The sequence below is a fragment of the Virgibacillus salexigens genome (assembly GCF_000723585.1).
In the GTDB taxonomy this organism is placed as follows: domain Bacteria; phylum Bacillota; class Bacilli; order Bacillales; family Amphibacillaceae; genus Virgibacillus; species Virgibacillus salexigens.
Genome location: NZ_CCDP010000001.1, coordinates 2,470,478 through 2,496,440 on the forward strand (window position 1 = coordinate 2,470,478; position 25,963 = coordinate 2,496,440).

Sequence of the window (25,963 nt, forward strand, 5' to 3'; positions counted from 1 at the left end):
AAAGAACCTGCCCTTTCAAATAGAGGCAGGTCAAAAATTAGTAGATGATATTTTGTTATTTTATTTTTTAGTGAATCCAAATAGCACGGTTGGTAAGGCACTTAATACACCAATATACATCCAATCTCTAATACTTAAGGAAGTTGTATGGAAGACAGGTTGTAATGGCTCCCAATAGATTACAATTAGTAAAAGTAATAGCGATGAAAGTACCGCAAATACGAGATAAAGGTTTTCAAACGGATTTCGTGAAAAAATAGAATTTTCACTTCGACAATCGAACACGTGAATCAGCTGAGCCATCACTAGGGTTGTAAAGGCAATTGTTTGCGCATAAATTAAATTTTCTGGATCATTTTGATACGTAGTCATAAAGCCTATTAACGTCACTATCCCTATTAGAATTCCTCTACTAATAATCTTATAACCAAGCCCTCTTGCGAACACACCCTCTTGTAAACTTCTTGGTCGACGTGTCATCACATTTCCTTCTGGTTTATCCAGTCCTAGTGCCATTGCCGGTAATCCATCTGTCACAAGATTCACCCAGAGAATTTGGACGGGAACTAGTGGGAGTGGTAACGAAAGCATCATGGCAAACAACATTACCAATATCTCTCCAACGTTGGATGCTAGCAAATAACGGATAAATTTCCTAATATTTTCATATATATTACGTCCTTCTTGAATAGCTGATTTAATTGTAGCAAAATTGTCATCCATAAGAATAAGTGACGATGCTTCTTTGGTTACATCTGTACCACCCATTCCCATGCTCACACCTATATTACTAGCTTTAATAGCCGGAGCGTCATTAACCCCATCTCCTGTCATGGCTACAACATGGCCTTTCTCTTGGAAAGCATGAACAATACGTAATTTATGTTCAGGTGTCACTCGAGCAAAAACGTACGAGTCTTCAATTATATCTTCTAATTCCGTATCTGACATTTCATTTATTTGATACCCCTCTAACACTTGTCCATGATTGGGCAGTAAATCAAGACTCTGCGCAATTGCGCGAGCAGTCTTTACATGATCACCAGTAATCATTACTGTTTTAATACCTGCATTTCGGCATTCAGCAATGGCCTTTTTCACTTCTTTTCTTGGAGGATCTATCATTCCATATAGACCAATAAACGTTAGATCTTTCTCTAACATGGATGATTCCAAGTCATCTTGTTTAGATAATGGTTTAACAGCAATGGCTAATGTTCGCAGCGCTTTAGCCGCCATATGATCGATGGCATGTTCAATGTTACGTTGATCGGTTGTTTTTAATAACTGCCTTCCACTTTCATTCATATGAAACGAGGATCGAGGCAATAAAACATCAGGTGCACCTTTTGTTACTAAAAATCGTCGGTCATTAGAATCCTCAAGCACCACACTCATCCGCTTTCTTTCTGAATCGAACGGAAACTCCTTTATTACTTTATACGATTCCTCATCTGAAACAGTTAGCCCGATTTTTCGTGCAGCGACAAGTAAAGCACCATCAGTTGGATCACCATCAATAAAATATTTCCCTTTTTTTACTATGAGCGACGCCTGGTTACAAAGCATGCCATATAAAAGCATCGATTGCATATTCGGAAATGTATGATCTACCTTTTGTTTATCGATGAAATAATCACCACGTATATCATACCCATCACCAGTTACATAGATTTGTTTTTCATTTAAATACAGTTCTTTTACTGTCATTTGATTTTCCGTCATCGTTCCTGTTTTATCTGAACAAATAACCGAAGCACATCCAAGTGTTTCTACTGCAGACAGTTTTCTTACAATCGCTTTTTTACGTATCATCCGTTGAACACCCAGAGATAGGGCCACTGTAACAATAGCTGGTAATCCTTCTGGAATAGCTGCAACAGCTAATGATACACCTGCTAAAAACATGGTATACACTGGGTGACCTTGTAATACGCCTAAGACTACCACGAGCGCTGTTAATAATAACGCAACAACAATTAATATCTTACCTAATTCCGATAATTTCCGCTCCAATGGTGTTAATATTTTCTTTGTGTTTCCCATCAAAGAAGCGATTTGTCCCATTACTGTATTCATTCCCGTACCAACAACTATGCCTACTCCTGTTCCTCTTGTAACCAATGTCCCCATAAATCCCATATTAACTTGGTCTTGTGCATCTAGCTTATCTTTCCTAATCGCAGTGGCGTGTTTCATAACGGGTAAAGATTCCCCAGTTAGAGCAGACTCCTCTGTTTCTAAACTATTTGATTTAACGATACGAACATCTGCAGGAATCCGGTCTCCACTGGAAATTCGAACCACATCTCCAACAACTACATGCTGTGAAGGAATCTTACTCCATTTTTCATTACGTAAAACATGAGCCATTGGAGCAGATAGTTCTTTTAATTTATCTAACGATTTCTCCGCTTTTTGTTCTTGGAAAAAACCGATACAACCATTAACAAGTACAATTACCATAATGGCAATCGCATCAATATATTCACCAAGCAGCCCAGCAACTAATGTAGCCGCTAATAAAACAAGTACCATAAAATCTTGAAATTGTTTCAAAAAGATTAGCCACTTCGGTACCTTTTTCTGAGCTTCTAATGCATTGGTTCCGTATTGTTTCCGTCTCTTTTCTACCTGTCTATCATTTAACCCACGATTCGCTGTAACATGTAATTTTTGTTCTACGTTTTCTACATCCAATTGATACCAATTCATTCCTCATTCCTCCAAATCATAGCGCTTGTTTCTATGTTAGTTTCGATGTTTTTCATGTCTTTAATGGATATATATGCAGACTTGTCCCAAAAAATGCTATAATTGCGCTTGAGGTGATTTTATGCCATTTGACGGTATCGTTACACACGCAGTAACAGAGGAATTGAATAAAGACATTATTCCTGGAAAAATAACTAAAATATATCAGCCCACCAATACAGAGTTGTTGTTTACAGTAAGAAGTAGAGGTAACAATGTAAACTTGTTATTATCCATTCATCCTTCTTATGCGAGATTTCATTTAACAGCTGCTAGTTTCGATAATCCGAAAGAGCCGCCAATGTTTTGTATGGTGTTGAGAAAGCATCTCTCAGGAGCAATCATTGAAGATATAGAACAGTACAAATTGGAGCGAATTGTCTCTTTCACGATAAAGACAAGAAATGAAATTGGTGATTTGACAACTAAAAAATTAGTGATTGAATTAATGGGAAAGCACAGTAATATTATGTTAGTTGATGCCGAACAAAATCACATTATAGATAGTTTGAAACATATTTCTATGGCCCAAAACCGGCATCGCACCATATTACCTGGACATCCATATCAAATGCCCCCACAACCAGATAAGTTAAATCCACTTCATATCAATGAAGAACAATTTATCAAGCGATTAGACTTTAATGCTGGTAAGTTAGATACACAAATTGTCCAAAATCTTATCGGCTTTTCACCATTTATCGCTAAAGAACTAGTGAGTCGCGCCAATCTTGGTTCAGCTAATACGTATAAACAAGTTTTTAACACGGTACAAACGCAGTTACTTCAATCCGAGTACACACCAGCTATATATATAGACAAAAAAGAAGAATTTCATGTCATACCCATACATTCATGTCCCGGGGAAGTGATCACATATGCTTCCACCAACAAAATGTTAGATGACTACTATACAGGAAAAGCTGAACGGGATCGTGTTAAACAACAAGCGAAAGACCTTTATCGATTTTTAAAAAATGAGAAAGACAAAAATAAGCGTAAATTAAAAAAACATGAACAGACCATTAAAAAAGCAGAAAACAAGGAACACTATCAAAAAATAGGGGAATTATTAACGGCGCATATGCATCTTATCTCGCCTGGGGATAAACAAGTAAAAGTAATCGACTATTATGATCCAAACCAGTCTGAACTGAATATCGAGTTAAATCCCAATAAATCTCCAAGTGAGAATGCACAAAGCTACTATAAAACCTATCAAAAACTGAAAACGTCAGAACAAATCGTTTCGAAAGAGATTATTAAAACAAAAGAAGAAATCGCTTATCTGGAGCAACTAATTCAGCAAATTGATGCTGCCAGCATGGCGGATATTGAAGAAATTCGTGAAGAGCTTCGTGAAGAAGGATATCTAAAGAAACAAACCAAACAAAAGAAGGCGAAGAAAAAACCGTCAAAACCAACACTAGAAAAATACCGGTCATCAGATGGTACAGAGCTGCTAGTCGGCAAAAACAATAAACAGAATGAATATTTAACAATGAAATTAGCAGCACGTGATGATATCTGGCTTCATACAAAAGATATTCCTGGCTCACATGTTGTTATTCGGACTAAAGATCCAAGTGAAGAAACCATTCAGGAAGCAGCTATTTTAGCAGCCTATTTTAGTAAATCCCGTCATTCTTCAACAGTACCGGTCGATTTCACAAAAATTCGTCATGTGAAAAAACCAAACGGAGCAAAACCAGGATATGTTACGTATGATAATCAAAAAACGGTTTTTGTTACTCCAAGTGAAGCACTCGTTACGAAATTAAAAATAAAAGAAGGATGATCCATGATAACTGGATCATCCTTCTTTGTTTACAAACTATACTGCCTGTGGATTCAATTGAACCTTAATATTCCCTCTCGTCGCCTTTGAATATGGACAAGCTTGATGTGCTTTGTCAGCAAGCTCTTCTGCTTCTGATTGCTCGACACCTTTTATTTTAATCGTTAGCTCTACACTGATTTTAAATCCATTATCTTCAGGGTCTTTTAAAAAGCTGACTGCCGCAGTCGTCTCTGAGTCGATGTTTTTTTTCGCTTTTGATGCTACCAAATTTAAAGCTCCATCAAAACAAGCAGAATAAGCTGCAGCAAATAGCTGTTCCGGATTAGAACCTTTATCTTCTTTATTATTCGCTGGGTTTACTAGTTTTAAATCAATTAATCCATCGTCAGATTTAACATGTCCATCTCGACCGTTTTTTGCTGTTGCATTTGATGTAAAAATAACATCTTTCATGATCTAACACTCCCTTTTTCTAATCTAATAATGGTATACCTTTTCTAGCGATATTTTAAACATCCCTTTTCAAGTCGATAATAGTTCTACTAGTTTATCAATAAAATGATCTACTTGCGGTAACGCTCGAACCCCTTCTTGAAAACAAACCCAAGTATGACGAGAAACAACTTGGTTATTCAAAGTTAAAGGCAGATTAGGGTACTCTTCGCGCATGGTATCAGACACACTTTCAGGAAGTACGGCCATGCCTAAACCTTGTTTCATAAATTGTTTACATGTTTCGATTTGATCAACTGTAATGGTCTTTACTGGTTTCATCTTATCCTGATGGGCATATAACCAATTATCGACAAGCTCGTGCATACTATCATCTGTACTAAACGAAATAAGCGGTCTTTCTTTTAAAGAATCATGTGGAAAAGGTTCCGTATCAAATATGTAAAGTGGATCATCAAAAAGTTGAATACACGTACTTTCTTTTAATTTTTCCCCACGAATAATACAAACATGATAGTTTTTGTGATCTCGCTTAATATCTTCACTAATTCCAGTAACTAAATCAATGGCTACTTTCGGATAAAGTGCAGTGAAGTTCCCCAGTATAGCTGGCAGAAAACGCTGACTAATCAGCGATGAACATGCAATAGACAGGGTCCCCTGAACATCTTCACTGGATTGGGCCAATTGATTCTTTAGAGACCTTTCACCATCAATTACTTCTTTTGCATGTTTGAGAACAATTTCTCCTTCTGGTGTAGGTAGTAATCGTTTAGGCGTTCGAATAAACACCTGATGCCCAAAATATTCTTCAATATACTTTAAGCGTTGTGTTACTGCAGGCTGAGAAATAAGTACTGCCTTAGCTGTTCCTCGTATTGTTCCGATTTCGCTAAGCTTTAACAGAAGTTCATAATCATCAATTTTCATATTCACCATCCCTTTTGATAATTTTTAATTATCTATCATGATTATAATTTAATATTTTACTTATTGCATTATATTACATAAACTAATAGTAATAAAGATGTTCTTTATCCAAGGGGTGTGTGCATGTGATAAAGCACATATTTTTTTAGGAGAGATGGAAAATGAACGAAAAAGACAATGTGAAACGAGTTTTCTCAAAGAACAAGTATGCCTATGTTACAAGCTCAACCCATGCATATGGGGATGATTTATTAAAAATGGAAAGCTGGTTAGATCCAGATCCGACAATGGCGGTACTTGATATTGCTACAGGCGGAGGGCATGCTGCAAAACGTCTTGCACCATCTGTTAGAGAAGTTTTCGCAACGGATATAACAAAAGCGATGCTAGAAAATACCAGACAACATCTACAAGCATATGCGAATATTAAATATGTTATTGCTGATGCAGAGAATCTCCCTTTTTTAGATCTTACATTCGATATGGTAACCTGCCGTATAGCTGCACATCATTTTCCACATCCAGAACAGTTTATTCAAGAGGTGAATCGTGTTTTAAAACCAAATGGTAAATTTCTATTTATTGATAATACCGTTCCTGAAGTACCCCGATATGCATCCTTTTTGAATCGATTGGAGAAAATGCGGGATTATAGTCATGTACGTTGCTTGTCCGTGAATGAATGGAATCACTTGTTTAAAGAGAATCATTTAACAGTTATTCAACAAGAATATCGTAAGAAAAAATTAAATTATACTAATTGGATAAATCGAACATTACATCAATTTCCAGCTAAAGAAAAAGTGCATCAGTATATGTTAAAGGCAGATCAAGAAATCCAGTCCTACTTTGAATTCAAGCAAGCCAATGGAAAGATCCAACAATTCACGATCGACGAATGGATGGTCGTTGCTCAAAAACTGCTATAACATAGTAACAACCACATTTCTCAGAGAAAGAATATCTCCAAGAAATGTGGTTGTTATGCTAATTTATTTCTCCATGTTAATAATTCTACGGCTTCTTGTTCATTAATCTCACGGTTTATTCTCAAATCTTCAATTAATTGATCAAATCCTGTAAGGCTATATTGGGAAAAACCTGATTCCAAGAAGGCATCTGTTGCTTTTTTAAGTCCATAAGTGAAAATGGAAAATACCGCACTTATTGTGCCTCCCGCATGTTCAATTGCTTCAGCTGCTTCTATTGATGATCCTCCTGTAGAAATAAGATCTTCAATTACAAGTACTTTCTTTCCTTCTGCCAGCTCTCCTTCGATTTGATTCCCTTTGCCATGACCTTTCGGTTTTGAACGAACATAGATCATCGGTAGGTTTAGTTCTTGTGCTAACCATGCTGCATGGGGGATCCCCGCAGTAGCACATCCGGCAATAATATCGGGGGTTAGTTGCCGCTCCTCCATTAATTGAATAAAGGAAGCGGTAATTTTTTGGCGTACATCAGGATAAGACATTGTCAATCGGTTATCACAGTAGATAGGAGATTGAATACCTGAGGTCCACGTGAAATATCCTTTTGTTTTTATTTGCACTGCTTGAATACGAAGTAACTCACGGGTAATGTCATGATACTTATTCATTCTCCCACTCCCTTTTTAATTGCTGATATGCCTCATAGGGGTTATCAGCTTTGGTTATACTTCTACCAACCACAAGATAATCTGCTGCATTTTTTCGAGCAAAAGAAGGGGTAGCAATCCGTTTTTGGTCATTCTTACTAGATTGGGACAAACGAATGCCAGGTGTAACTGTTAAAAAGGATTGACTACATACTTCTTTTACTTTAGCTGCTTCATGAACAGAACAGACTACTCCATCTGCACCGTTTTGCTTAGCAAACTGTGAATAATACATCACATTCGCTTGAATGTCTCCAGGAATTAACATCTGATCATTCATGATTGTTTTATTCATAGAAGTCAATATAGTAACAGCCAATAACTTTGTATCATGATTGGGATTGCCTTTTAATAACCCTTCTTTTGCTTGTAAAATCATCTCACTGCCACCTAATGCATGAACATTAACCATCTCTATTTCTAGTTTGGCAATATTCTGCATCGCACGATTTACCGTGGTGGGGATATCATGAAGTTTTAAATCAAGAAATATAGGATGATTTTTTTCTTTTAACTTTTCAATGATCTTTGGGCCTTCTCGATAAAATAATTCCATGCCTACCTTTACAGGTACTCCCTGCAAATTATTTTGCTCTAGAAACATATTTGTTCTATCCAGATCTGGGAAATCCAGTGCAAGAAAAATAGGTATGTTCATCATTTAATCCCCTCTCCAATTGCATCTTTCACCGATGCAAAACCATATGTTTGCAATGTATTTGGTAATTCTTCAATGATCTCTGTACAAGCAAACGGATTTTGAAAGTTTGCTGTTCCAACAGCTACAGCACTAGCCCCTGCCAGTAAAAATTCGAGAACATCTATTGCAGTAGTAATACCTCCCATTCCTATAATTGGAAGGCTAACGCATTGTTTGACTTCATAAATCATTCGAATGGCTATTGGCTTAATAGCGGGTCCAGACAACCCTCCCGTTTGATTAGCAAGTAATGGTTGTTTTGATGGTAAGTGAATTTGCATCCCAGTTACCGTATTAATCATAGATAAACCATCCGCTCCTGCTTGCTCCACAGCTTTAGCCATGGCTACGATATCTACTACATTTGGGGAAAGCTTTACATAGACCGGTAAATTACTTGACTCCTTTACAACGCTGGTTACCTTTGCAGCCATTTCTGGATCTGTACCAAACTGAATACCACCTTCTTTTACGTTTGGACAAGAGATATTTAATTCTAAGGCTGCCACTTCCTTTACTGCATTAAACGCTGATGCTACCTCTTTGTATTCTTCTAATGTGCTGCCAGCAATGTTCGCAATTATCGGAGTAGCATAGTTTGCTAGAAATGGTAGTTCGTTTTCTATAATTTTATCTACCCCTGGATTCTGCAAACCAATAGCATTTAACATACCAGCAGCAGTTTCCGCGACTCGGGGAGTTTGATTTCCGAATCGAGCTTGTTTGGTGGCAGCTTTCATAATAATCGCACCTAATCTATTTAAATCATAGAATTCGCTATATTCTCTACCGAATCCAAAACATCCAGAGGCAGGCATGATTGGATTTTTTAATGATAGACCTGGTAGTTCTACTGCTAAACTCACGATAACTGTACCTCCTTCGTATGGAAGACAGGTCCATCATGACATATCTTTTTATAACCTCCAGATGGAACTGCAGGGATAACACAAGCAAAGCAAGCACCTACACCACATCCCATTCGTTCTTCCAAAGAGATATATCCAGGTATGTCCTTGAGTTGTGTCGTTATAGCTTTTAACATCGGTAAAGGTCCACACGAATAAAAACAATCAAATGCTCCGATCTGATCCAGCACGTTAGTTACAAACCCTTTTTCCCCGTAAGATCCATCATTTGTTACAATTATTGAGCGACCTAGCTGCTTGAATTTATTCTCATAGAAAACATAATCTTTGGATTGAAAACCTAACACGGATACAATATTAATCTTTTTTTTCGTTAACTCATTGGCCAGATAATAGAGTGGAGGTATACCAATACCACCACCTATAATAAGTGCTGTTGAATGAGCATTAGGTTCAAGCGGAAACCCATTTCCGCTTGGTCCTAATGCATTAATTGTGCTTCCTATGGAATTTGAAGCTAATGTCCTTGTTCCTTCACCGACAACTTTAAAAAGAATTGTCACCGTATTTTCTTGTTTATTCACTTGTGCAATTGATATTGGCCGCCTTAACATATGTCCTGTTAGTAGAAGATGTAAAAATTGTCCCGGAACAGCATTCTGACTTATATATTCATTTTCTAACACCATTTCTATTGTATCTAATGCGATTATTCTAGTGTGTTTAATGATCATGTTTTCTTTTCGCATCATAAGCTGGCTACCTCTTTATCCACCATTGGTTTAGCTTGAAACGTCATGGAATCAATTACATTTAGGATTGCATTCGCTGTGTCTAAGTTAGTTAAGCAAGCAATCCCGTGTTCTACGGACTCTCTACGAATACGGAAGCCATCCGACCGCGGCTGCTGACCGGAAGTCAATGTATTAATAACATACTGTACATCACCATTTTCAATAATGGACAGTACATTTGGTTCTGCAGCTCCAATTTTTTCAACTTTGGTTACTGGTATTCCAGCATCCCTTATATATGCTGCCGTTCCTTCTGTAGCGTATAACTGGAAGCCTAATTGATGGAATCTTGCTGCATTACCAAGCATTTCTTCCTTATCTTTATCGGCAACTGTTAATAGAACCGCTCCTTCTTGCGGCAGTTTAATGCCTGATGCAATTAACCCTTTGTATAATGCTTTTTCTAATGTCTTATCATAGCCAATGGCTTCTCCGGTAGATTTCATTTCCGGTCCCAAAATGGTGTCTACACTTCGTAATTTTTCAAATGAAAATACTGGAACTTTAACAGAAACTTGATTATCTTCAGGAAGAATGCCAGTAGTATACCCTAGATCACTTAATTTTTGCCCAAGTATACATTTTGTAGCTATATTTGCCATTGTTACTCCAGTAATTTTACTTAAAAATGGAATCGTTCTACTTGCTCTAGGATTCACCTCTAGTACATATACTTCTTGATCACAAACAATAAACTGGATATTAATAAGTCCTTTGACCTGTAACGCATGAGCAATACGTGTCGCAGCTTCTAAACATTTTTGCTTGACTACTTTACTTATTCGCTGTGGCGGATATACAGCAATGGAATCGCCTGAATGAACTCCTGCCCGCTCAATATGCTCCATAATTCCAGGAATAATTACTGTCTCACCATCACTAATAGCATCTACTTCTACTTCCATACCAGTGATATATTTATCGATTAAAATTGGATGCGCATCGGACACGTGATTTGTTTTAGCAAGATACGTTTCCAATTCATCCTCGTTATAAACAATCTCCATTCGACTTCCACCAATAACATAGGAAGGTCGAACAAGAACGGGATAACCAATTGAATCTGCTACTTCTCTCGCTTTTCGCATATTCAAAACCGTCTTGCCATCTGGTCGTAACAATTGTAAGTCATCAACCAGCACTTCAAACTTGTCACGATCTTCAGCCCGATCAATCGCCTCTAAATTGGTGCCTAAAATTTTAACACCACGACGTTCCAGCCCAGCTGCTAAATTAATAGCAGTTTGACCACCAAATTGAACAATGACACCTACTGGATCTTCTAAGTCAATAACATGCATAACATCTTCCAATGTTAAGGGTTCGAAGTATAACTTATCAGAGATGCTAAAATCAGTAGAGACAGTTTCTGGGTTATTATTCATAATAATTGCTTCATAGCCCATTTCTTTAATTGCTAATACAGAGTGAACAGTAGCATAATCAAATTCAATTCCCTGGCCAATACGGATTGGACCTGAGCCAAGGACAAGAACTTTTTTTCGGCTAGACGGGATGGATTCATTTTCAGATTCATACGTACTATAAAAATAAGGTGTTTCGGATTCGAATTCTGCTGCACATGTATCTACCATTTTATAAACGGGAGAAATATCGTTATTAATGCGATAGTTGTAAACAGCATCTTCTGACTGTTCCCAAAGTCGGGCAATATGTGCATCTGAAAATCCCAGTCGCTTAGCAGCTAAGGCAATTTCACTATCCTGCTTATTATATTTCAGCTGCTCTTCCATATCGATTAGTTTCTTTAACTTCATTAAGAAGAAGCGGTCAATTTTCGTATGTTCAAAAATACGTTCCACGGATATATTTCGTCGTAAAGCTTCTGCTAAAACAAAGATCCGCTCATCATCTGCTTTTTGCATTCGCTCGAACAGAATTGAATTATTGACATCTTGTAAACTACTAATCCATAGTTGATCCGTTCCTATATCAAGAGATCGAATCCCTTTTAATAAAGATTCCTCAAAATTTCGTCCAATTGCCATTACCTCTCCCGTTGCCTTCATTTGCGTTCCTAAATTGCGATCTCCTGCAGTAAATTTATCAAACGGGAAGCGAGGTATTTTAGTTACAACATAATCAAGCGCAGGCTCGAAGCAAGCGTATGTTTTGCCAGTAATCGGATTGATTATTTCATCTAGGGTTAGACCAATAGCAATCTTTGCTGCCATTTTAGCAATTGGATAACCTGTTGCCTTTGAGGCAAGTGCTGACGACCTGCTTACTCTAGGATTTACTTCAATAATGTAATATTGGAAGCTATCTGGATCGATTGCAAGTTGAACATTGCATCCTCCTTCAATTTCCAGTGCTCGAATAATTTTTAACGACGCATTTCGTAATAATTGATATTCTCGGTCACTTAATGTTTGGGAAGGAGCAACAACCATCGAATCTCCTGTATGAATACCTACAGGATCAATATTCTCCATGTTACAAACAACAATAGCTTGATCATTCTTATCTCGCATAACTTCATATTCAATCTCTTTATATCCAGCAATATTCTTCTCTATTAAGCATTGAGTAACAGGAGATAGTGACAAGCCATTACGGGCAATCTCTCTTAGTTCGGTTTCGTTGTTACACATTCCGCCGCCAGTTCCACCAAGTGTATAGGCTGGTCGAACAATTACTGGATAACCAATGGAATCGGCAAAATTACAGGCTTGATCCACCGTATTGATAATTTGACTTGCTGGAACGGGTTCATTTAATTCATTCATTAAATTTCTAAACTTTTCCCTATCCTCTGCTTTTTGAATAGCTTCTAAAGAAGTTCCTAATAATTCGACATGGTATTCTTGTAATATACCTGTATTATTTAAAGCGACAGCGAGATTTAGCCCTGTCTGTCCACCAAGTGTAGGTAACAAAGCATCCGGCTGCTCGGTACGAATTATTTTTGTTAGAAATTCTACTGTCAATGGTTCCATATATACCTTATCCGCTACGGTATGATCTGTCATAATTGTAGCTGGATTTGAATTTGCCAATATTACCGTATATCCTTCTTCCTTAAGTGCTTGACATGCTTGTGTCCCTGAGTAGTCAAACTCTGCTGCCTGTCCTATGACAATAGGCCCTGAACCAATTACTAATATTTTATTTATGTTTGTGTTTTTAGGCATAGACTACTTCCTCCTTTTTCCCCTGTTCCATCATTGTTAAAAATGAATCAAATAAATGACTGGTATCTTCAGGCCCCGGTGAACTCTCTGGATGATACTGTACAGAAAATGCAGGATATCTTGCGTGTTCAATTCCTTCAACGGTATGATCATTCAAAGCTATTTGAGTTAATTTTAGCTCTGTTCCTGATAATGAAGCTTGTTTTACAGCATAACTATGATTTTGTGACGTAATATAGGTTCGATCTGTCTGAAGATCTTTTACTGGATGATTCGAACCACGATGACCAAACTTCATCTTTTCCGTATCTGCACCACAAGCCAGTGCTAATAGTTGATGGCCTAAACAAATACCAAAGATCGGTACTTTCCCTAACACTTGCTTAATCATTTCAATCGTTTCTGGGACATCCTTTGGATCTCCTGGTCCGTTTGTCAGCATGATACCATCCGCTTTTAACCGCAACATATTTTCTGCGCTGTAGTTATAGGGAACAACCGTGATGTGACAATCTCGCTTGGTTAGTTCTCGCAAAATCCCATGCTTCATACCGCAATCAACAACGACCACTCGTTTTCCCCTTCCAGGAACTACATATGGTTTAATGGTTGAAGTTTGGGATACTTGATTTGTAGCTAATTTACTTTCATTTAGCTGATTTACTACTTCCTTAGCAGGGATAGCAGCATCCACGATCTTTGCCTTCATCGTTCCATATCTTCGAATAATTTTTGTTAACTGGCGTGTATCAATTCCATAAATACCAGGAATGTCATTTGCTCGCAAATAGTGATCAAGTGTTTCTTCATTACGGAAATTAGAAGGATGTTCTGCTACTTCTTTAACAATAAATCCATGTATAAATGGGGTAACTGTTTCAAAATCATCCCGATTAATACCGTAATTACCTGATAACGGATAGGTCATCATGACAATCTGCCCACAATAAGAAGGGTCTGTAATGATTTCTTGGTAGCCAGTCATTCCAGTATTGAATACTAATTCACCAACGGTCTCTTTTTCACTTCCAAAACTATTGCCAACAAACATGGTGCCATCTTCTAATACGAGTTGTCTTTTCATCCGATCAGCTCCCCTTCATAAACAATATTACCTTCTGTCATCGTTAACACTGGCAATCCAGTTACTTCCCATTGATGGAAAGGTGTATTTTTTCCTTTTGAATAAAAGTCATGCTTATTAATTGAAGCAGTTGCATGCAAATCAATCAAAGTTAGATCGGCTATGCAGCCAGCTTCCATCTTGCCATATGGCAATTGGAATGTTTCTGCAGGTTTTACCGTCATCCAATTAATAAGTTGTTGAAGCGTTATCTTACCTGGTTGAACAAGATGTGTATAAAGCAATGAAAAAGCATTTTCCAGTCCAACGATACCAAAGGGTGCTTTTAAAAACCCCTGTTCTTTCTCATTTGTTGCATGTGGCGCATGATCTGTCGCAATAAAATCAATGGTGCCATCTAATAATCCTTCCAGTAATGCTTGCTGATCCTCTTTTGCACGTAAAGGCGGATTCATTTTATAATTTGCATCATCTGTCTGTATCGCCGTTTCATTCAGTATTAAATGATGTGGTGTAACTTCTGCTGATACATGAATCCCTGCTCGTTTGGCATCTCGTATAACCCTGACAGATTCTTTCGTACTAACATGACATACATGATAATGGCAACCAGTTGCTTCTGCTAATAAGACATCCCTAGCAATTTGGACAGATTCACTCAAAGAAGGTATCCCAGGCATTTGCATCCGCTCACTTACTTCGCCGTGATGCAGGACCCCTTCATAAACTATGGAATTATCCTCACAATGGGCCACAATTGCTTTATTCCCTGCTTTTGCTAGCTTCATAGCCTGAAGCATTTGATCAGCTGTTTGAACCCCAACTCCATCATCTGTAAAGGCAAATATATTTTTTCTCGATAATTCCTCCATATCTGTTAATTCTTTTCCCTGCAAATTTTTCGTGATTGCTGCATAAGGCAATACTCGAATATGTGCATTTGTTTCAATTTTCCTGAATAAACTTTCTATCGTATCGTTAGTACCTGGAACTGGATTGGTGTTTGGCATTGCACAAATGGTTGTATAGCCACCCTTTGCTGCTGCCATGGTGCCTGTTCGAATTGTTTCCTTATGCTCCCCTCCAGGTTCACGTAAATGAACATGTACGTCGATAAATCCTGGAACAAGAAGATGTCCGTTGCCATCAATTATTTGATCAGCCGGTTCTGAAATCTTTGTATCTACCTTTGAGATGTACTTACCATCTATGAATAATTCACATGCTTCAAAATCACCCGTTGATGACAACTTTTTCACGTTTTTGAGTATTTGCTTCATACGATATCCCCCATGCTCGTAATAGTTTTGTGATAATAGCCATACGTATATATACACCATTATTCATTTGTTTAAATATTCTAGAACGTTCACATTCTACGAGATCCGAATCTATTTCTACCCCTCGGTTAATTGGAGCTGGGTGTAGAAGAATAGCACTAGGATTCATATTTCTTTCCCTTTCTTTCGTTAAACCAAATTTCCTTAAATAACTACTTTGATCTATGGCGACTTCTTGATGTCTCTCATGTTGAATTCTTAATAGCATTAAAACATCGCAGATCTCTACAGCTTCATCCATGGTTATATAAGGAAAATCAAGCGTTTCATCCTTACAACCATCAACAGTGGATAAATATACGTTTGCTCCCAGTCTTTTTAAAGTTTGAGCGTTTGATTTTGCAACCCGACTATGCAAGATATCACCTGAGATAACAACATTAATTCCATTGAATTGTTGGAATTCTTGATAGATCGTTAATAGATCAAGCATACACTGAGTCGGATGTTCTTCTTTACCTGCACCAGCATTGATAATCGGAATGGAGAGTTGATCTTTTAGTTCATGAAACCAATCATCCGCCGGATGACGAATTACTAATAGGTTAGCTCCAATAGCTTGAAAGGTTTTTGCCGTATCATATAATGATTCCCCCTTTTGCGTACTAGAGGTTTCTTGATGAAAATCAAGTACTTCCATTCCTAATTTACGTTCAGCTACCAAAAAACTCATTTTTGTCCTGGTACTAGGTTCAAAGAATAAATTCGCAGCAAACCTCTGCTGTTCAATTGCACACTGCTTTTGCTGCAATTGTTCTGCCATACGTAATATCTCCATAATTTCAACTTCATCTAACTGATTTACAGAAAAGAAATGTCGCATAGATCCTCCTTAAGTGAATAATTTTGACTAACTGATGTTGTAAAAGAAACGTGCAAATGATTGTAAGATATAAATCCATAAAAAAACCTCTTTGCCTAAAGGTCGCAAAGAGGTATACATGTAAAACGATACACGTATGTCTGGGCAACCTTTCAGATCTCTCGGACCTAATTAAAGGTTTAGTATTATCTTATTGATTCTTTTCATATATTGAAACAGTGTCTTCCATGCCATCAATTTCTTCCAGCTTCACCATAATAATTTCTTTATCAGAAGTTGGGATATTCTTACCTACATAATCTGCCCGAATTGGCAATTCTCGATGACCTCTATCTACTAATACACCAAGTTGAATTTGTGAAGGTCTGCCAATATCCATTACTGCGTCCATAGCAGCTCGAACTGTACGACCGGTAAATAGAACATCATCTAGCAAAACGACTTTCTTCCCAGTCAAATCTGCAGGAATATTCGTCTCTTTTAATTTTGGATCTTCTCCATCTGTAGCCTTATCCAAGTCGTCACGATATAAAGTTATATCTAATTCACCGATTGGCACATCCATATTTTCTATTTGCTTTATCTTTTCCTGTAATCGTTTGGTAAGCGGAACTCCTCTTGTTTTAATTCCAACAAGTACTAGATCGTCCCCACCTTTATTCTTTTCCAGTATTTCATGCGCAATTCTTGTCAATGCTCTGTTTATTGACGGCTTATCTAAGATATCCGTTTTTTTCTTCATTCTGCCACCAACCAATCGTTTGAAAACTTTTCCTACAGGCCCTCTACTTACAAAAATATCCCTCTTTTCCATGAGGAAAAAAGGGATTAGGATTCTTTACTCGAATCATTTCCGTATCCTTTCTAGCCTCACGGGACTATTATTAAAGGGCCTTATCAATTCATCTGTTTAATTATTACAAAAGATAATTCGAATGTCAATATTTTTTATGAAGATAGGCAATTAATTCCTGAAAATAATCTGGTAAGTCTACTTCAAAGTGCATATATTCCTTCGTGGTTGGATGGGTAAATGCTATCTCTTTTGCATGTAATGCTTGTCCGTTTACATCAATTGTTTTTCTTGGACCGTATTTTGGGTCACCTACTAATGGATGATTAATATATTTCATATGAACACGAATCTGATGGGTTCTTCCCGTCTCTAGTTGACATTCGACATGTGTATAACCCGGGAATCGATCTAGTATTTGAAAATGGGTTATCGCTGCTTTCCCATTGTCCACAACTGCCATTTTTTGACGGTCTTTAGGATCCCGCCCAATAGGGGCATCAATCATTCCTTTTTCATGTGGAATTTCACCATGAACCATTGCTTGATAGGTTCGTTTTATATCCTTATTTGCCAATTGTTCTGCTAAACGCTGATGTGCTTGGTCATTTTTAGCAACAACCAATAAACCGCTTGTATCTTTATCGATTCGATGTACGATCCCAGGACGTTCCACACCATTTATTCCAGATAAATCATCACAATGATACAATAAGGCATGTACAAGTGTACCATGTTGATGACCAGGAGATGGATGAACAACCATTCCTTTTTGTTTATTAACGACTAATAAATCGCTATCTTCAAACACAATATCTAAGTCGATTGCTTCTGGTGTAAGATTTAACGGTTCAACTTCTGGAATCGACCATTGAATAATATCACCTGATTGACATTTATAATTAGCCTTCGTGACTTCATGATTTACATAAACGAATTGTTGAGCAATCCACGTCTGCACTTGTGATCGAGATATATCTTTATTTAAATCAGCTAATACTTTGTCAATCCGGGTACGATGCTGCTCTTCAGTTACAGTATGTTCAAATGTTGTCATGATTTGACTTTTCCTTTCTTTACTTCATCCATAATCATTGCCAAGATAATCAGGCATGCACCAATAACGAGACTTGAATCAGCTACATTAAATATCGGAAAATCATAACCGAATATAATAAAATCAAAGAAATCAACTACTTCCTGACGAAATAAACGATCAATGAAATTACCAATGGCTCCTCCTAACACCAAGCTTAACGCGATTGCAAGCCATTTACTCTCTTTTGCATACATTTGCATATAATAGATAACGACGATGACCACAATAGCGGTTACGATATAGAAAAATGTCATCTGACCTTCTAATATTCCCCATGCTGCTCCTGTATTTCGATGTGAGGTTATGTAAAAAAAGTTATCAATAATCGTAATTTGATCACCAAGCTCCATTGTTTTAACAATTATCCATTTCGTTAGTTGATCAATGGATATCATTATTAGTGCAATCAAGTAGTACCAATACATTGTTTTTCCCCCGATTTATTCTAATTTGTATCCCTTAATAGCATAATGGTTTCATCAAGTATTTTCAATATATCACAATCAAGCAAAAGCACAAGCATCTTTCATAGTTGCTACCAATTCTTAAATATGATTCATAACCTACATTCATTCCTAGAAATAGAGAGAATAAAAATAACTACTAGAAAATAAAAGGTATGAAGAAGATAGATAGTTACGCCCCTCTTCATTCTATAAAATATAATACACGCATAAGTGTATATTGAAAATATTTTATGCGTGTTTAAAGAATTAGCGTATCCCAAAATAAACGTAAGATCCCCAATGGCAGGCCTATTGTTTAATTGCTTATTTTTTTCACCTGCTTTAATGTCGCTACAATAAGAAAACTAACAATAACCAATAACAGCCAGGAACTCACCTTCCCTAGATGAACGATACTCCATGCATCGGCCTGATTGGGATATTCCCAGGCTCCAAAAAACGTTGCAATATTTTCAGCTACCCATATAAAAAATCCGATGAGGGTAAAAGAAAATACGATTGGCATACGATATTGAGTCCCATTAATTTCGTATATAACCCATGATTTCCAAAAAACGATAATTACAAGACCAGATAGAACCCAACGAATATCAAACCAATAATGATGGGTAAAAAAATTCAAATAAATCGCAGCTGCCAGCGGTACAACTATCAAAAACGATGGCCATCTAACCAGTTCAACCTCTAGCCTCCTCCATGCCTGACAAAGATAACTTGCTACACTTGCGTACATAAATCCACTGTACAAAGGCACCCCCAAAATCTTGGCATACCCCTCCTCTGGATAAGACCAGGAACCCATATGCACCTTAAAAAGTTCAAGCGCAAGTCCAATAACGTGAAACAATGTAATCACCTTTAGTTCATCCTTGGTTTCTAGCCCGGAATACACCATCCACCACTGCATTAGTAAACAGATCAGGAGTAACCAGTCATACCTTGGGAGAAAAGGAAGTGGAATGACTTGCGTCAAAGCTAAAGAGGCAAAGATAACGACAGGAAATAAACAAGACATGGCCTGTTGCCACCCAAAACGAATAAGTTGCTGTAGAGCTATAACGATTTTTCCCTTTCTTTTCATGTTAAGTGTCCCAATTTTATTAATCATGACTATCTTCATCTCTTCGGTATTCTAAAATATCTCCAGGCTGACATTCTAATGCCTTACAAATTGCGTCTAAAGTTGATATTCGAACCGCTTTTGCCTTTCCATTTTTCAAAATAGAAAGATTAGCCATTGTAATACCAACCCGTTCAGATAGTTCTGTTACACTCATTTTTCGTTTCGCCAACATCACATCAATATTAATTATAATCGCCATGTTATTCACCTCAGACCGTTAAATCATTTTCTGATTTTATTTCTATGGCATTCTTTAACAACTTCTGAAGAACAGCAGCAAAGACCGCAATAACAATGGAAGCAAAAATGATCACCAAGCCGAGCAAAACAATACCTGGAGCGTCATCTATCTCTGCCATTAGATATAAAATTGGGATAATTAATACATACAAGGCACTGATTGTAGTTGCACAGTGCTTTATATTCTTCAAGGCCATCACCGATAATTCCGAAAATGCTTTGTTCTTATCAATGTAAGTTAAAAGTTTTAATGTCTGATACAGAGCAAAGAAAAAAGGAATTGCCGTAGCATACAAAACAATAAGTAAAGGATATTGTAGATAAGCCAACTCAGGGAGCCATGAATTATATATTTGGGCTAATCTAGGTAATCCAACTATACACAAACCAAGAATCGGAATTCCAAGAATAAATACAACTACCCTTAAGAAGAGTGTTTCTCGTTTCATAAAAGCACCTCGCTTAGTTATCGTCAATTCAATTTTACCAATATATTTATCGTTTTACAATAAATAATTATCTAAATTCATTATTATTTTATTGCTTTACTTATATTTATTGCATTCAATAAATCGAAAAGCATTGTTCATAACTAAAACTGTTCGATGCCATTTATTACTTGCGTATGTATCAACGAAACATAAAAAGCCCCCTGTAAAACAATAATTCAGGGGGCTTTTTGTATCGCAATTCATGATCCTAGATCAGAAGATTTATTGTTGATAATGCTCTTTTACAACTGTTGCACAACGCGTACATAAGGTAGGATGTGCTTCATCCTCCCCAACGGTATTAGAAGATACCCAGCAACGTTCACAGGTTTCACCAGGATGCTTTTCAACAGCTACATCAACATATTCATAAGCTTTCGTATTAGATGCATTTTCACTAATATCTGCTTGTGAAACAATGAGATACTGATGAAGCTGATCCATCGATGATAAGATGGTTTTCGTTTGTTCATCTTTTGGAACAATGGTTAATTTTGCTTCAAGAGATTTTCCAATTACCTTTTCATTTCTAGCTTCTTCCAACGCTTTTAAGATATCGTCACGAACTTGCATGAAATGATCCCAGTTTTCAGCTGTATCATTAAACGTTGACATTTCTTCAGGGTTCGGAATATCCGTTAATTGAACACTTTCAGCTTCTGCACCTGGAATATATTCCCATATTTCTTCAGTTGTATGAGGAATAATCGGTGTTAATAATTTTACAAGCGCAGTAACGATTTCAAAGTATCCTGTTTGAATACTACGTCTACGCTGGTTATTCGCAGCCTCAATATATAAAATATCTTTTGCAAAGTCTAAATAGAATGAACTAAGATCAACCGCACAGAAATTATGAATTTGGTGAAAGATAGGTGAGAACTCATAATTATCATAGTTGTTACGAACCTCTGTTACTAATTTCTTCAGGCGATGAAGCATATATTTATCTACTTCTTCTAATTCTTCATTTGGAACACGATCCTGCTTCGGATCAAAATCTGCCAAGTTTGCTAGCATAAACCTGATTGTGTTACGAATTTTTCGATAAGCTTCTGAAATTTGCTTTAATATATCATCCGAAATCCGAACATCTGCTTGATAGTCTACAGAAGAGACCCATAAACGTAAAATATCAGCACCAAGTTGCTTTTGAACCTTTGCAGGACGAATAACGTTCCCTAATGATTTACTCATTTTTCGACCATTACCGTCCAGGGTAAACCCATGACTTATAACCGTTTTATAAGGTGATTTTCCTGTTACAGCTACTGATGTAGACAGAGAAGAATTAAACCATCCACGATATTGGTCACTACCTTCTAGATACACATCCGCTGGTCGATAGTGATCCTCCCTACCTAACAATACTGCTTCATGTGAAGAGCCAGAATCAAACCATACATCCATAATATCTGTTTCTTTTGTGAAGTTGCCGTTTGGACTATGCTCGGAAGTATATCCTTTTGGCAACAGATCCTTTGCTTCCCATTCAAACCAAATATTAGATCCATGTTCCTTAAACAAGTTGGACACATGCGTAATCGTTTCATCTGTAATAATTGGTGTTTTATCCTCTGCATAAAATACTGGGATTGGTACTCCCCACGTACGCTGACGAGAAATACACCAATCTTCTCGATCTCTTACCATATTATATAGCCGTGTCTCTCCCCATTGCGGGTACCAATTAATTGCTTTAATTTCATCCAAAATGGTTTGTCTAAAATCCTTTATAGAGGCAAACCATTGCGATGTTGCTCGGAATATGGTTGGTTTCTTGGTACGCCAATCATGTGGATAAGAGTGTGTAATAAATGCAAGCTTTAGTAATGCACCTGCTTCTTCTAGTTTTTCTGATACATTTTTATTTGCGGTATCATAGAATAGACCTTCAAAACCTGGTGCCTCGTCGGTAAATACACCTTTTTCATCCACTGGACATAATGCATCAATCCCATAGCGCTTCGATACATAAAAGTCATCTTCCCCATGCCCTGGTGCTGTGTGTACACAACCTGTACCTGCATCTGTAGTTACATGGTCTCCTAACATAACAAGAGATTCTCGATCGTAAAATGGATGTTTTGCCACAATTTTCTCTGCTTCTTCACCTTTAAATGTTTTAACTACTTCAGGATTTTGCCATTCGAGCGTTTCTGCTACCGTTTCTATGAGTGCTTGAGCAATAACATACTTTTCGCTTCCAACTGCAACTACTGCATAATCCAAATCAGGATGAACACTTATACCTAAATTTGCAGGGATCGTCCATGGCGTTGTTGTCCAAATAATGAATTTTTCTCCATCTTCTAGTAATCCTTTTCCTTCGGTTACTTCAAAGGAAACATAAATAGAAGGGGACCGTTTATCATGGTACTCGATTTCTGCTTCAGCAAGTGCTGATTCAGAAGAAGGAGACCAATATACCGGTTTTAAGCCTTTATAAATATATCCTTTCTTAGCCATTTCCCCGAAAACCTTAATTTGGGCAGCTTCATAATCTTTGGTAAGCGTAATATATGGGTTATCCCAATCTGCGCGGACACCTAATTTTTTGAATTGTTCTCGTTGATTATCTACTTGACTTAATGCATACTCCGCACATAACTTACGAAATTCAGCAATACTCAATTCCTTACGTTTAATTTTTTTATTCTTCGTTAATGCCGTTTCAATTGGCAGTCCATGTGTATCCCATCCTGGAACATATGGAGCATAATAACCACTCATTGATTTATAACGGGTAATAAAGTCTTTTAAAATTTTATTCAATGCATGACCAATGTGCAAATCTCCATTTGCATATGGTGGTCCATCGTGAAGAATAAATAGCGGACGGCCTTTTGTTCGATTTAAACTTTTTTCATAAATATTATTTTCTTCCCATGCAGCCTGTCGTATCGGTTCTTTATTCGGCAGATTCCCTCGCATAGGGAAGCCTGTTTTTGGCATAAGTAATGTATCTTTATACTCCATATTAATTCCTCCTTTGAATTAAACAAAAAAAGCCCTCTTCATCCCCAAAAGGGACGAGAAGGCTCGCGGTACCACCCTTATAAATTTGACATACCTGTCAAATCCACTTAGCATTCGTAACGTGAATAACCGTTCATTACTACTACTTTCATAATGAAAGCTCAAGAGTGATATTCTAAAAGCGTATCTGTACCAGGCTTTCACCATACCCTAGCTCGCTTAACAGTTTAACACTTCTATACTGGCTCTATCTTTGCTTTTAAACAATTTTGTTTTAGTAAAGCTATCTGTTTATGAATTATATGTAAAATATCAACAACCGTCAAGGCTTATGACTCATTTTCAACTAAATCTAAGTCCTCACCAAGCTCAGTATCAAATAGCTGGTCCCAATCGTCCGTATCGATCATGTCTAATTGGGCTTCAACAAGCATTTTTAATCGTGTACGGAATACTTTTGCTTGCTTTTTTAATTCCTCTACATCCATCGATATCCGACGCGATTTGGTTAATGCCTCATTAATAATACGGTCTGCATTTTTTTCTGCTTCTTTAATGATTAATTTCGATTCTTTTGAGGCACTTCCTTTTAATTCCTCAGCAGTCTCTTGAGCAATTAATATGGATTTATTCAATGTTTCCTCAATATTAGTAAAATGACCAAGCTTTTCATTTAAATGATCGACTTGTTCTTGTAGGTCTTTTTTCTCGCGAATGACCATTTCATAATCCTTAATTACTTGATCCAAAAATTCATTTACTTCATCTTCATCATATCCACGAAAGCTTCTTGTGAATTCTTTATTGTGAATATCTAATGGTGTTAATGGCACGATAGCCACCTCCTATTTTAATTTAGATCAAAGAACGAATCATCACATCCTACCATGTCTATTCGACAAATATCTGCTAAGTCCTGCAATTTATTTTAAGATTGCAGTTGTAAGTTTTAGCTTGTCCTTTTTTGTTTTTCCTCTCACTTCTACGACCTTACTTCTTCCTTTTCCTCTTAATGAAATTAAATCCCCTTCTTGCAATTGGAATTTCCCATCTTCTACAACTTTAAAATTCACTTTTACATACATTTTTTTTATATATTCCGCAGCATCTTTTCTAGAAATACGATAAATTTCTTTAACGATAGTATCCAATCGCAAAGAAGAAACCGTACTTTCCGTTTCTTCCCAATTTAGCTGCTTAACCTGTAGGAAGTCTAAAGGTTTTTCCTCTAATTGTAACGTTGCTTTTTTTATTGCATTTAGATTTGCCATCACATAAGCTGCAATTTCTTCAGCTACAACAATTTGGATAATACCATCTTCTACTAAAATATCACCAAGCTTTTTTCGTTTTATTCCTAAAGATAGAAAAGCTCCCATTGCATCGCGATGGGTCAGACTAACAAATTTACTTTGAAACTTGGTCTGTAACATCGTCAATTGAAAATCTTTTTCTGCAATCTGTTCATAAAAGGGAGCAATAATTGCACGTTTTCTTTCGGTATGTGGATTTCCACCGAAAAACATGACCTGAATATCTGATTCCTTTGTCCCCATCAGCATGTCCACAATCTGCTGTTCACGTGGATCAAGAAAGTCGGTTAGTTTAAGCTGAAAAGATTTCGATACTTGCTCTCGCCAAGAAAAAACCTGGTCTATGAAAGCTTCTTCATCTTTTCTAAAATGCTGATATATATCCATCCTATGTACCCTCTAGAAAACAAACATTTGGAAAAATTGACCTAACCCCATTCTAGCTAAATACAATACAAATATCGCTACAATTGGAGATAAATCAATCATACCAAGTGGTGGAATAAACTTACGGAATTGCTCTAAATATGGTTCACATATTTTGCCTAACATTTCTCCAAATGAGGACTCACGTGCTCCAGGGAACCAAGACATAAAAATATAAACAATTAACGCGTAACTATAAATCACAAACGCTAAATCTAATATACGGTATAATTCAAACATCTGCTGCTACCATCCTTTTTCATATTCATCTTCTGAGAATGCATCTGTAATGGTACCAGAAACATTCACATTATCCGGAGTACAAAGAAACGTTTGTGCTCCAAGTTTCTGGATATCTCCATTTACAGCATATACGGTACCACTAAGAAAATCCACGATTCGTTTTGCTTGATTACTGTCAAGGCGTTGTAAATTAATGACTACCGCTCGGCGATTAACAATGTTATCTGCAATTTCTTGAGCTTCATTATACGTTCTTGGTTCGCACAGTACGACTTTAGATGTAGGATTTTGCATACTGGTCAAGTTGACGACATTTCTATGCTTCTCTTTTGATGAAGACTGCTGTTGCTCGTTATCAAATTCATCTACATCAACATATTCATATTCATACTCATCATCCATCGTAAAATAATTCTTAATCTTATTTTTAATACTCATTTCGTTCAC

General features: G+C 37.0%; 24 protein-coding genes and 1 other annotated feature. Of the genes, 2 read left to right on the forward strand and 22 right to left on the reverse strand.

Annotated elements, in window-relative coordinates; genetic code table 11:
• Positions 1-60: 60 nt before the first annotated feature.
• Positions 61-2,715, reverse strand: a complete 2,655-nt coding sequence (locus tag BN990_RS11885; RefSeq protein WP_021291636.1) for a calcium-translocating P-type ATPase, SERCA-type — start codon at positions 2,713-2,715, stop codon at positions 61-63.
• 121 nt (positions 2,716-2,836) lie between these two features.
• Between BN990_RS11885 and BN990_RS11890 the strand changes: the two genes are divergently transcribed.
• The gene (locus BN990_RS11890) at positions 2,837-4,552 is read left to right on the forward strand and encodes an Rqc2 family fibronectin-binding protein (RefSeq protein WP_021291637.1); all 1,716 of its coding nucleotides are present in this window, start codon (positions 2,837-2,839) and stop codon (positions 4,550-4,552) included.
• Between the two features lie 36 nt (positions 4,553-4,588).
• On the opposite strand, the gene BN990_RS11895 is transcribed toward BN990_RS11890, so the two are convergent.
• Positions 4,589-5,008: an organic hydroperoxide resistance protein gene (locus BN990_RS11895; protein WP_038244449.1), complete on the reverse strand. Its 420-nt coding sequence runs from the start codon at positions 5,006-5,008 to the stop codon at positions 4,589-4,591.
• A 69-nt stretch (positions 5,009-5,077) separates the two neighbouring features.
• Positions 5,078-5,938 carry a LysR family transcriptional regulator gene (locus tag BN990_RS11900; RefSeq protein ID WP_021291639.1) on the reverse strand — a complete coding sequence of 287 codons (861 nt, stop codon included), beginning with the start codon at positions 5,936-5,938 and terminating at the stop codon, positions 5,078-5,080.
• A 161-nt stretch (positions 5,939-6,099) separates the two neighbouring features.
• On the opposite strand from BN990_RS11900, the gene BN990_RS11905 reads away from it, so the two are divergent.
• Positions 6,100-6,867 (forward strand): class I SAM-dependent methyltransferase, encoded by a 768-nt coding sequence (locus BN990_RS11905; protein WP_038244452.1) that lies wholly within the window; start codon positions 6,100-6,102, stop codon positions 6,865-6,867.
• Positions 6,868-6,920: 53 nt separating this feature from the next.
• Here BN990_RS11905 and pyrE read toward each other — a convergent pair whose 3' ends face one another.
• The 19 genes from pyrE to BN990_RS12000 all read right to left on the reverse strand — a co-directional run bounded on the left by pyrE (position 6,921) and on the right by BN990_RS12000 (position 25,954).
• The gene (gene pyrE, locus BN990_RS11910) at positions 6,921-7,538 is read right to left on the reverse strand and encodes an orotate phosphoribosyltransferase (protein WP_021291641.1); all 618 of its coding nucleotides are present in this window, start codon (positions 7,536-7,538) and stop codon (positions 6,921-6,923) included.
• Positions 7,531-8,235 carry an orotidine-5'-phosphate decarboxylase gene (gene pyrF / locus BN990_RS11915; protein WP_021291642.1) on the reverse strand — a complete coding sequence of 235 codons (705 nt, stop codon included), beginning with the start codon at positions 8,233-8,235 and terminating at the stop codon, positions 7,531-7,533. Before pyrF ends, pyrE begins: the two co-directional genes overlap by 8 nt.
• Positions 8,235-9,143: a dihydroorotate dehydrogenase gene (locus tag BN990_RS11920; protein ID WP_038244455.1), complete on the reverse strand. Its 909-nt coding sequence runs from the start codon at positions 9,141-9,143 to the stop codon at positions 8,235-8,237. Before BN990_RS11920 ends, pyrF begins: the two co-directional genes overlap by 1 nt.
• On the reverse strand, positions 9,140-9,898 hold the full coding sequence (locus BN990_RS11925; RefSeq protein WP_021291644.1) for a dihydroorotate dehydrogenase electron transfer subunit: 759 nt from the start codon (positions 9,896-9,898) through the stop codon (positions 9,140-9,142). Before BN990_RS11925 ends, BN990_RS11920 begins: the two co-directional genes overlap by 4 nt.
• Entirely contained in the window at positions 9,895-13,095 is a 3,201-nt protein-coding gene (gene carB / locus BN990_RS11930; protein WP_021291645.1) for a carbamoyl-phosphate synthase large subunit, read from the reverse strand. The genes BN990_RS11925 and carB overlap by 4 nt, the downstream gene beginning before the upstream one ends.
• Positions 13,088-14,179, reverse strand: coding sequence for a carbamoyl phosphate synthase small subunit (locus BN990_RS11935; protein ID WP_038244459.1), 1,092 nt, complete (start codon positions 14,177-14,179; stop codon positions 13,088-13,090). Before BN990_RS11935 ends, carB begins: the two co-directional genes overlap by 8 nt.
• A complete protein-coding gene (locus tag BN990_RS11940; RefSeq protein ID WP_038244462.1) occupies positions 14,176-15,459 on the reverse strand; it encodes a dihydroorotase in 1,284 nt (427 codons plus the stop codon). Before BN990_RS11940 ends, BN990_RS11935 begins: the two co-directional genes overlap by 4 nt.
• A complete protein-coding gene (locus BN990_RS11945) occupies positions 15,413-16,342 on the reverse strand; it encodes an aspartate carbamoyltransferase catalytic subunit (protein WP_021291648.1) in 930 nt (309 codons plus the stop codon). The genes BN990_RS11940 and BN990_RS11945 overlap by 47 nt, the downstream gene beginning before the upstream one ends.
• A gap of 190 nt (positions 16,343-16,532) precedes the next feature.
• Complete coding sequence (gene pyrR / locus BN990_RS11950; RefSeq protein WP_021291649.1) at positions 16,533-17,084, reverse strand: bifunctional pyr operon transcriptional regulator/uracil phosphoribosyltransferase PyrR; 552 nt, start codon at positions 17,082-17,084, stop codon at positions 16,533-16,535.
• Positions 17,085-17,280: 196 nt separating this feature from the next.
• Positions 17,281-18,192 carry an RluA family pseudouridine synthase gene (locus BN990_RS11955; protein ID WP_021291650.1) on the reverse strand — a complete coding sequence of 304 codons (912 nt, stop codon included), beginning with the start codon at positions 18,190-18,192 and terminating at the stop codon, positions 17,281-17,283.
• On the reverse strand, positions 18,189-18,659 hold the full coding sequence (gene lspA, locus BN990_RS11960) for a signal peptidase II (RefSeq protein ID WP_021291651.1): 471 nt from the start codon (positions 18,657-18,659) through the stop codon (positions 18,189-18,191). The genes BN990_RS11955 and lspA overlap by 4 nt, the downstream gene beginning before the upstream one ends.
• A 337-nt stretch (positions 18,660-18,996) precedes the next feature.
• Entirely contained in the window at positions 18,997-19,809 is an 813-nt protein-coding gene (locus tag BN990_RS11965) for a DUF817 domain-containing protein (protein WP_021291652.1), read from the reverse strand.
• A complete protein-coding gene (locus BN990_RS11970) occupies positions 19,802-20,023 on the reverse strand; it encodes a helix-turn-helix domain-containing protein (RefSeq protein ID WP_021291653.1) in 222 nt (73 codons plus the stop codon). The genes BN990_RS11965 and BN990_RS11970 overlap by 8 nt, the downstream gene beginning before the upstream one ends.
• A 10-nt stretch (positions 20,024-20,033) precedes the next feature.
• Positions 20,034-20,513 carry a DUF2975 domain-containing protein gene (locus tag BN990_RS11975; RefSeq protein WP_021291654.1) on the reverse strand — a complete coding sequence of 160 codons (480 nt, stop codon included), beginning with the start codon at positions 20,511-20,513 and terminating at the stop codon, positions 20,034-20,036.
• 264 nt (positions 20,514-20,777) lie between these two features.
• The gene (ileS, locus tag BN990_RS11980; RefSeq protein ID WP_038244466.1) at positions 20,778-23,534 is read right to left on the reverse strand and encodes an isoleucine--tRNA ligase; all 2,757 of its coding nucleotides are present in this window, start codon (positions 23,532-23,534) and stop codon (positions 20,778-20,780) included.
• A 46-nt stretch (positions 23,535-23,580) separates the two neighbouring features.
• Positions 23,581-23,797 (reverse strand) — a binding site (T-box leader).
• A gap of 66 nt (positions 23,798-23,863) precedes the next feature.
• Entirely contained in the window at positions 23,864-24,367 is a 504-nt protein-coding gene (locus BN990_RS11985; protein ID WP_021291656.1) for a DivIVA domain-containing protein, read from the reverse strand.
• Between the two features lie 90 nt (positions 24,368-24,457).
• Complete coding sequence (locus BN990_RS11990; protein ID WP_038244469.1) at positions 24,458-25,234, reverse strand: YlmH family RNA-binding protein; 777 nt, start codon at positions 25,232-25,234, stop codon at positions 24,458-24,460.
• Positions 25,235-25,246: 12 nt separating this feature from the next.
• Positions 25,247-25,513 carry a YggT family protein gene (locus BN990_RS11995; protein WP_021291658.1) on the reverse strand — a complete coding sequence of 89 codons (267 nt, stop codon included), beginning with the start codon at positions 25,511-25,513 and terminating at the stop codon, positions 25,247-25,249.
• A 6-nt stretch (positions 25,514-25,519) separates the two neighbouring features.
• Positions 25,520-25,954: a cell division protein SepF gene (locus BN990_RS12000; protein WP_021291659.1), complete on the reverse strand. Its 435-nt coding sequence runs from the start codon at positions 25,952-25,954 to the stop codon at positions 25,520-25,522.
• Positions 25,955-25,963: the final 9 nt, after the last annotated feature.

What these genes read in the sequence shown, in the direction of transcription:
- BN990_RS11885 (WP_021291636.1), bottom strand. Translation starts at nt 2,715, where the DNA reads ATGAATTGGTATCAATTGGATGTAGAAAACGTAGAACAAAAATTACAT.
- BN990_RS11890 (WP_021291637.1), top strand. Translation starts at nt 2,837, where the DNA reads ATGCCATTTGACGGTATCGTTACACACGCAGTAACAGAGGAATTGAAT.
- BN990_RS11895 (WP_038244449.1), bottom strand. Translation starts at nt 5,008, where the DNA reads ATGAAAGATGTTATTTTTACATCAAATGCAACAGCAAAAAACGGTCGA.
- BN990_RS11900 (WP_021291639.1), bottom strand. Translation starts at nt 5,938, where the DNA reads ATGAAAATTGATGATTATGAACTTCTGTTAAAGCTTAGCGAAATCGGA.
- BN990_RS11905 (WP_038244452.1), top strand. Translation starts at nt 6,100, where the DNA reads ATGAACGAAAAAGACAATGTGAAACGAGTTTTCTCAAAGAACAAGTAT.
- pyrE (WP_021291641.1), bottom strand. Translation starts at nt 7,538, where the DNA reads ATGAATAAGTATCATGACATTACCCGTGAGTTACTTCGTATTCAAGCA.
- pyrF (WP_021291642.1), bottom strand. Translation starts at nt 8,235, where the DNA reads ATGAACATACCTATTTTTCTTGCACTGGATTTCCCAGATCTGGATAGA.
- BN990_RS11925 (WP_021291644.1), bottom strand. Translation starts at nt 9,898, where the DNA reads ATGATGCGAAAAGAAAACATGATCATTAAACACACTAGAATAATCGCA.
- carB (WP_021291645.1), bottom strand. Translation starts at nt 13,095, where the DNA reads ATGCCTAAAAACACAAACATAAATAAAATATTAGTAATTGGTTCAGGG.
- BN990_RS11935 (WP_038244459.1), bottom strand. Translation starts at nt 14,179, where the DNA reads ATGAAAAGACAACTCGTATTAGAAGATGGCACCATGTTTGTTGGCAAT.
- BN990_RS11940 (WP_038244462.1), bottom strand. Translation starts at nt 15,459, where the DNA reads ATGAAGCAAATACTCAAAAACGTGAAAAAGTTGTCATCAACGGGTGAT.
- BN990_RS11945 (WP_021291648.1), bottom strand. Translation starts at nt 16,342, where the DNA reads ATGCGACATTTCTTTTCTGTAAATCAGTTAGATGAAGTTGAAATTATG.
- pyrR (WP_021291649.1), bottom strand. Translation starts at nt 17,084, where the DNA reads ATGAAGAAAAAAACGGATATCTTAGATAAGCCGTCAATAAACAGAGCA.
- BN990_RS11955 (WP_021291650.1), bottom strand. Translation starts at nt 18,192, where the DNA reads ATGACAACATTTGAACATACTGTAACTGAAGAGCAGCATCGTACCCGG.
- lspA (WP_021291651.1), bottom strand. Translation starts at nt 18,659, where the DNA reads ATGTATTGGTACTACTTGATTGCACTAATAATGATATCCATTGATCAA.
- BN990_RS11965 (WP_021291652.1), bottom strand. Translation starts at nt 19,809, where the DNA reads ATGATTAATAAAATTGGGACACTTAACATGAAAAGAAAGGGAAAAATC.
- BN990_RS11970 (WP_021291653.1), bottom strand. Translation starts at nt 20,023, where the DNA reads ATGGCGATTATAATTAATATTGATGTGATGTTGGCGAAACGAAAAATG.
- BN990_RS11975 (WP_021291654.1), bottom strand. Translation starts at nt 20,513, where the DNA reads ATGAAACGAGAAACACTCTTCTTAAGGGTAGTTGTATTTATTCTTGGA.
- ileS (WP_038244466.1), bottom strand. Translation starts at nt 23,534, where the DNA reads ATGGAGTATAAAGATACATTACTTATGCCAAAAACAGGCTTCCCTATG.
- BN990_RS11990 (WP_038244469.1), bottom strand. Translation starts at nt 25,234, where the DNA reads ATGGATATATATCAGCATTTTAGAAAAGATGAAGAAGCTTTCATAGAC.
- BN990_RS11995 (WP_021291658.1), bottom strand. Translation starts at nt 25,513, where the DNA reads ATGTTTGAATTATACCGTATATTAGATTTAGCGTTTGTGATTTATAGT.
- BN990_RS12000 (WP_021291659.1), bottom strand. Translation starts at nt 25,954, where the DNA reads ATGAGTATTAAAAATAAGATTAAGAATTATTTTACGATGGATGATGAG.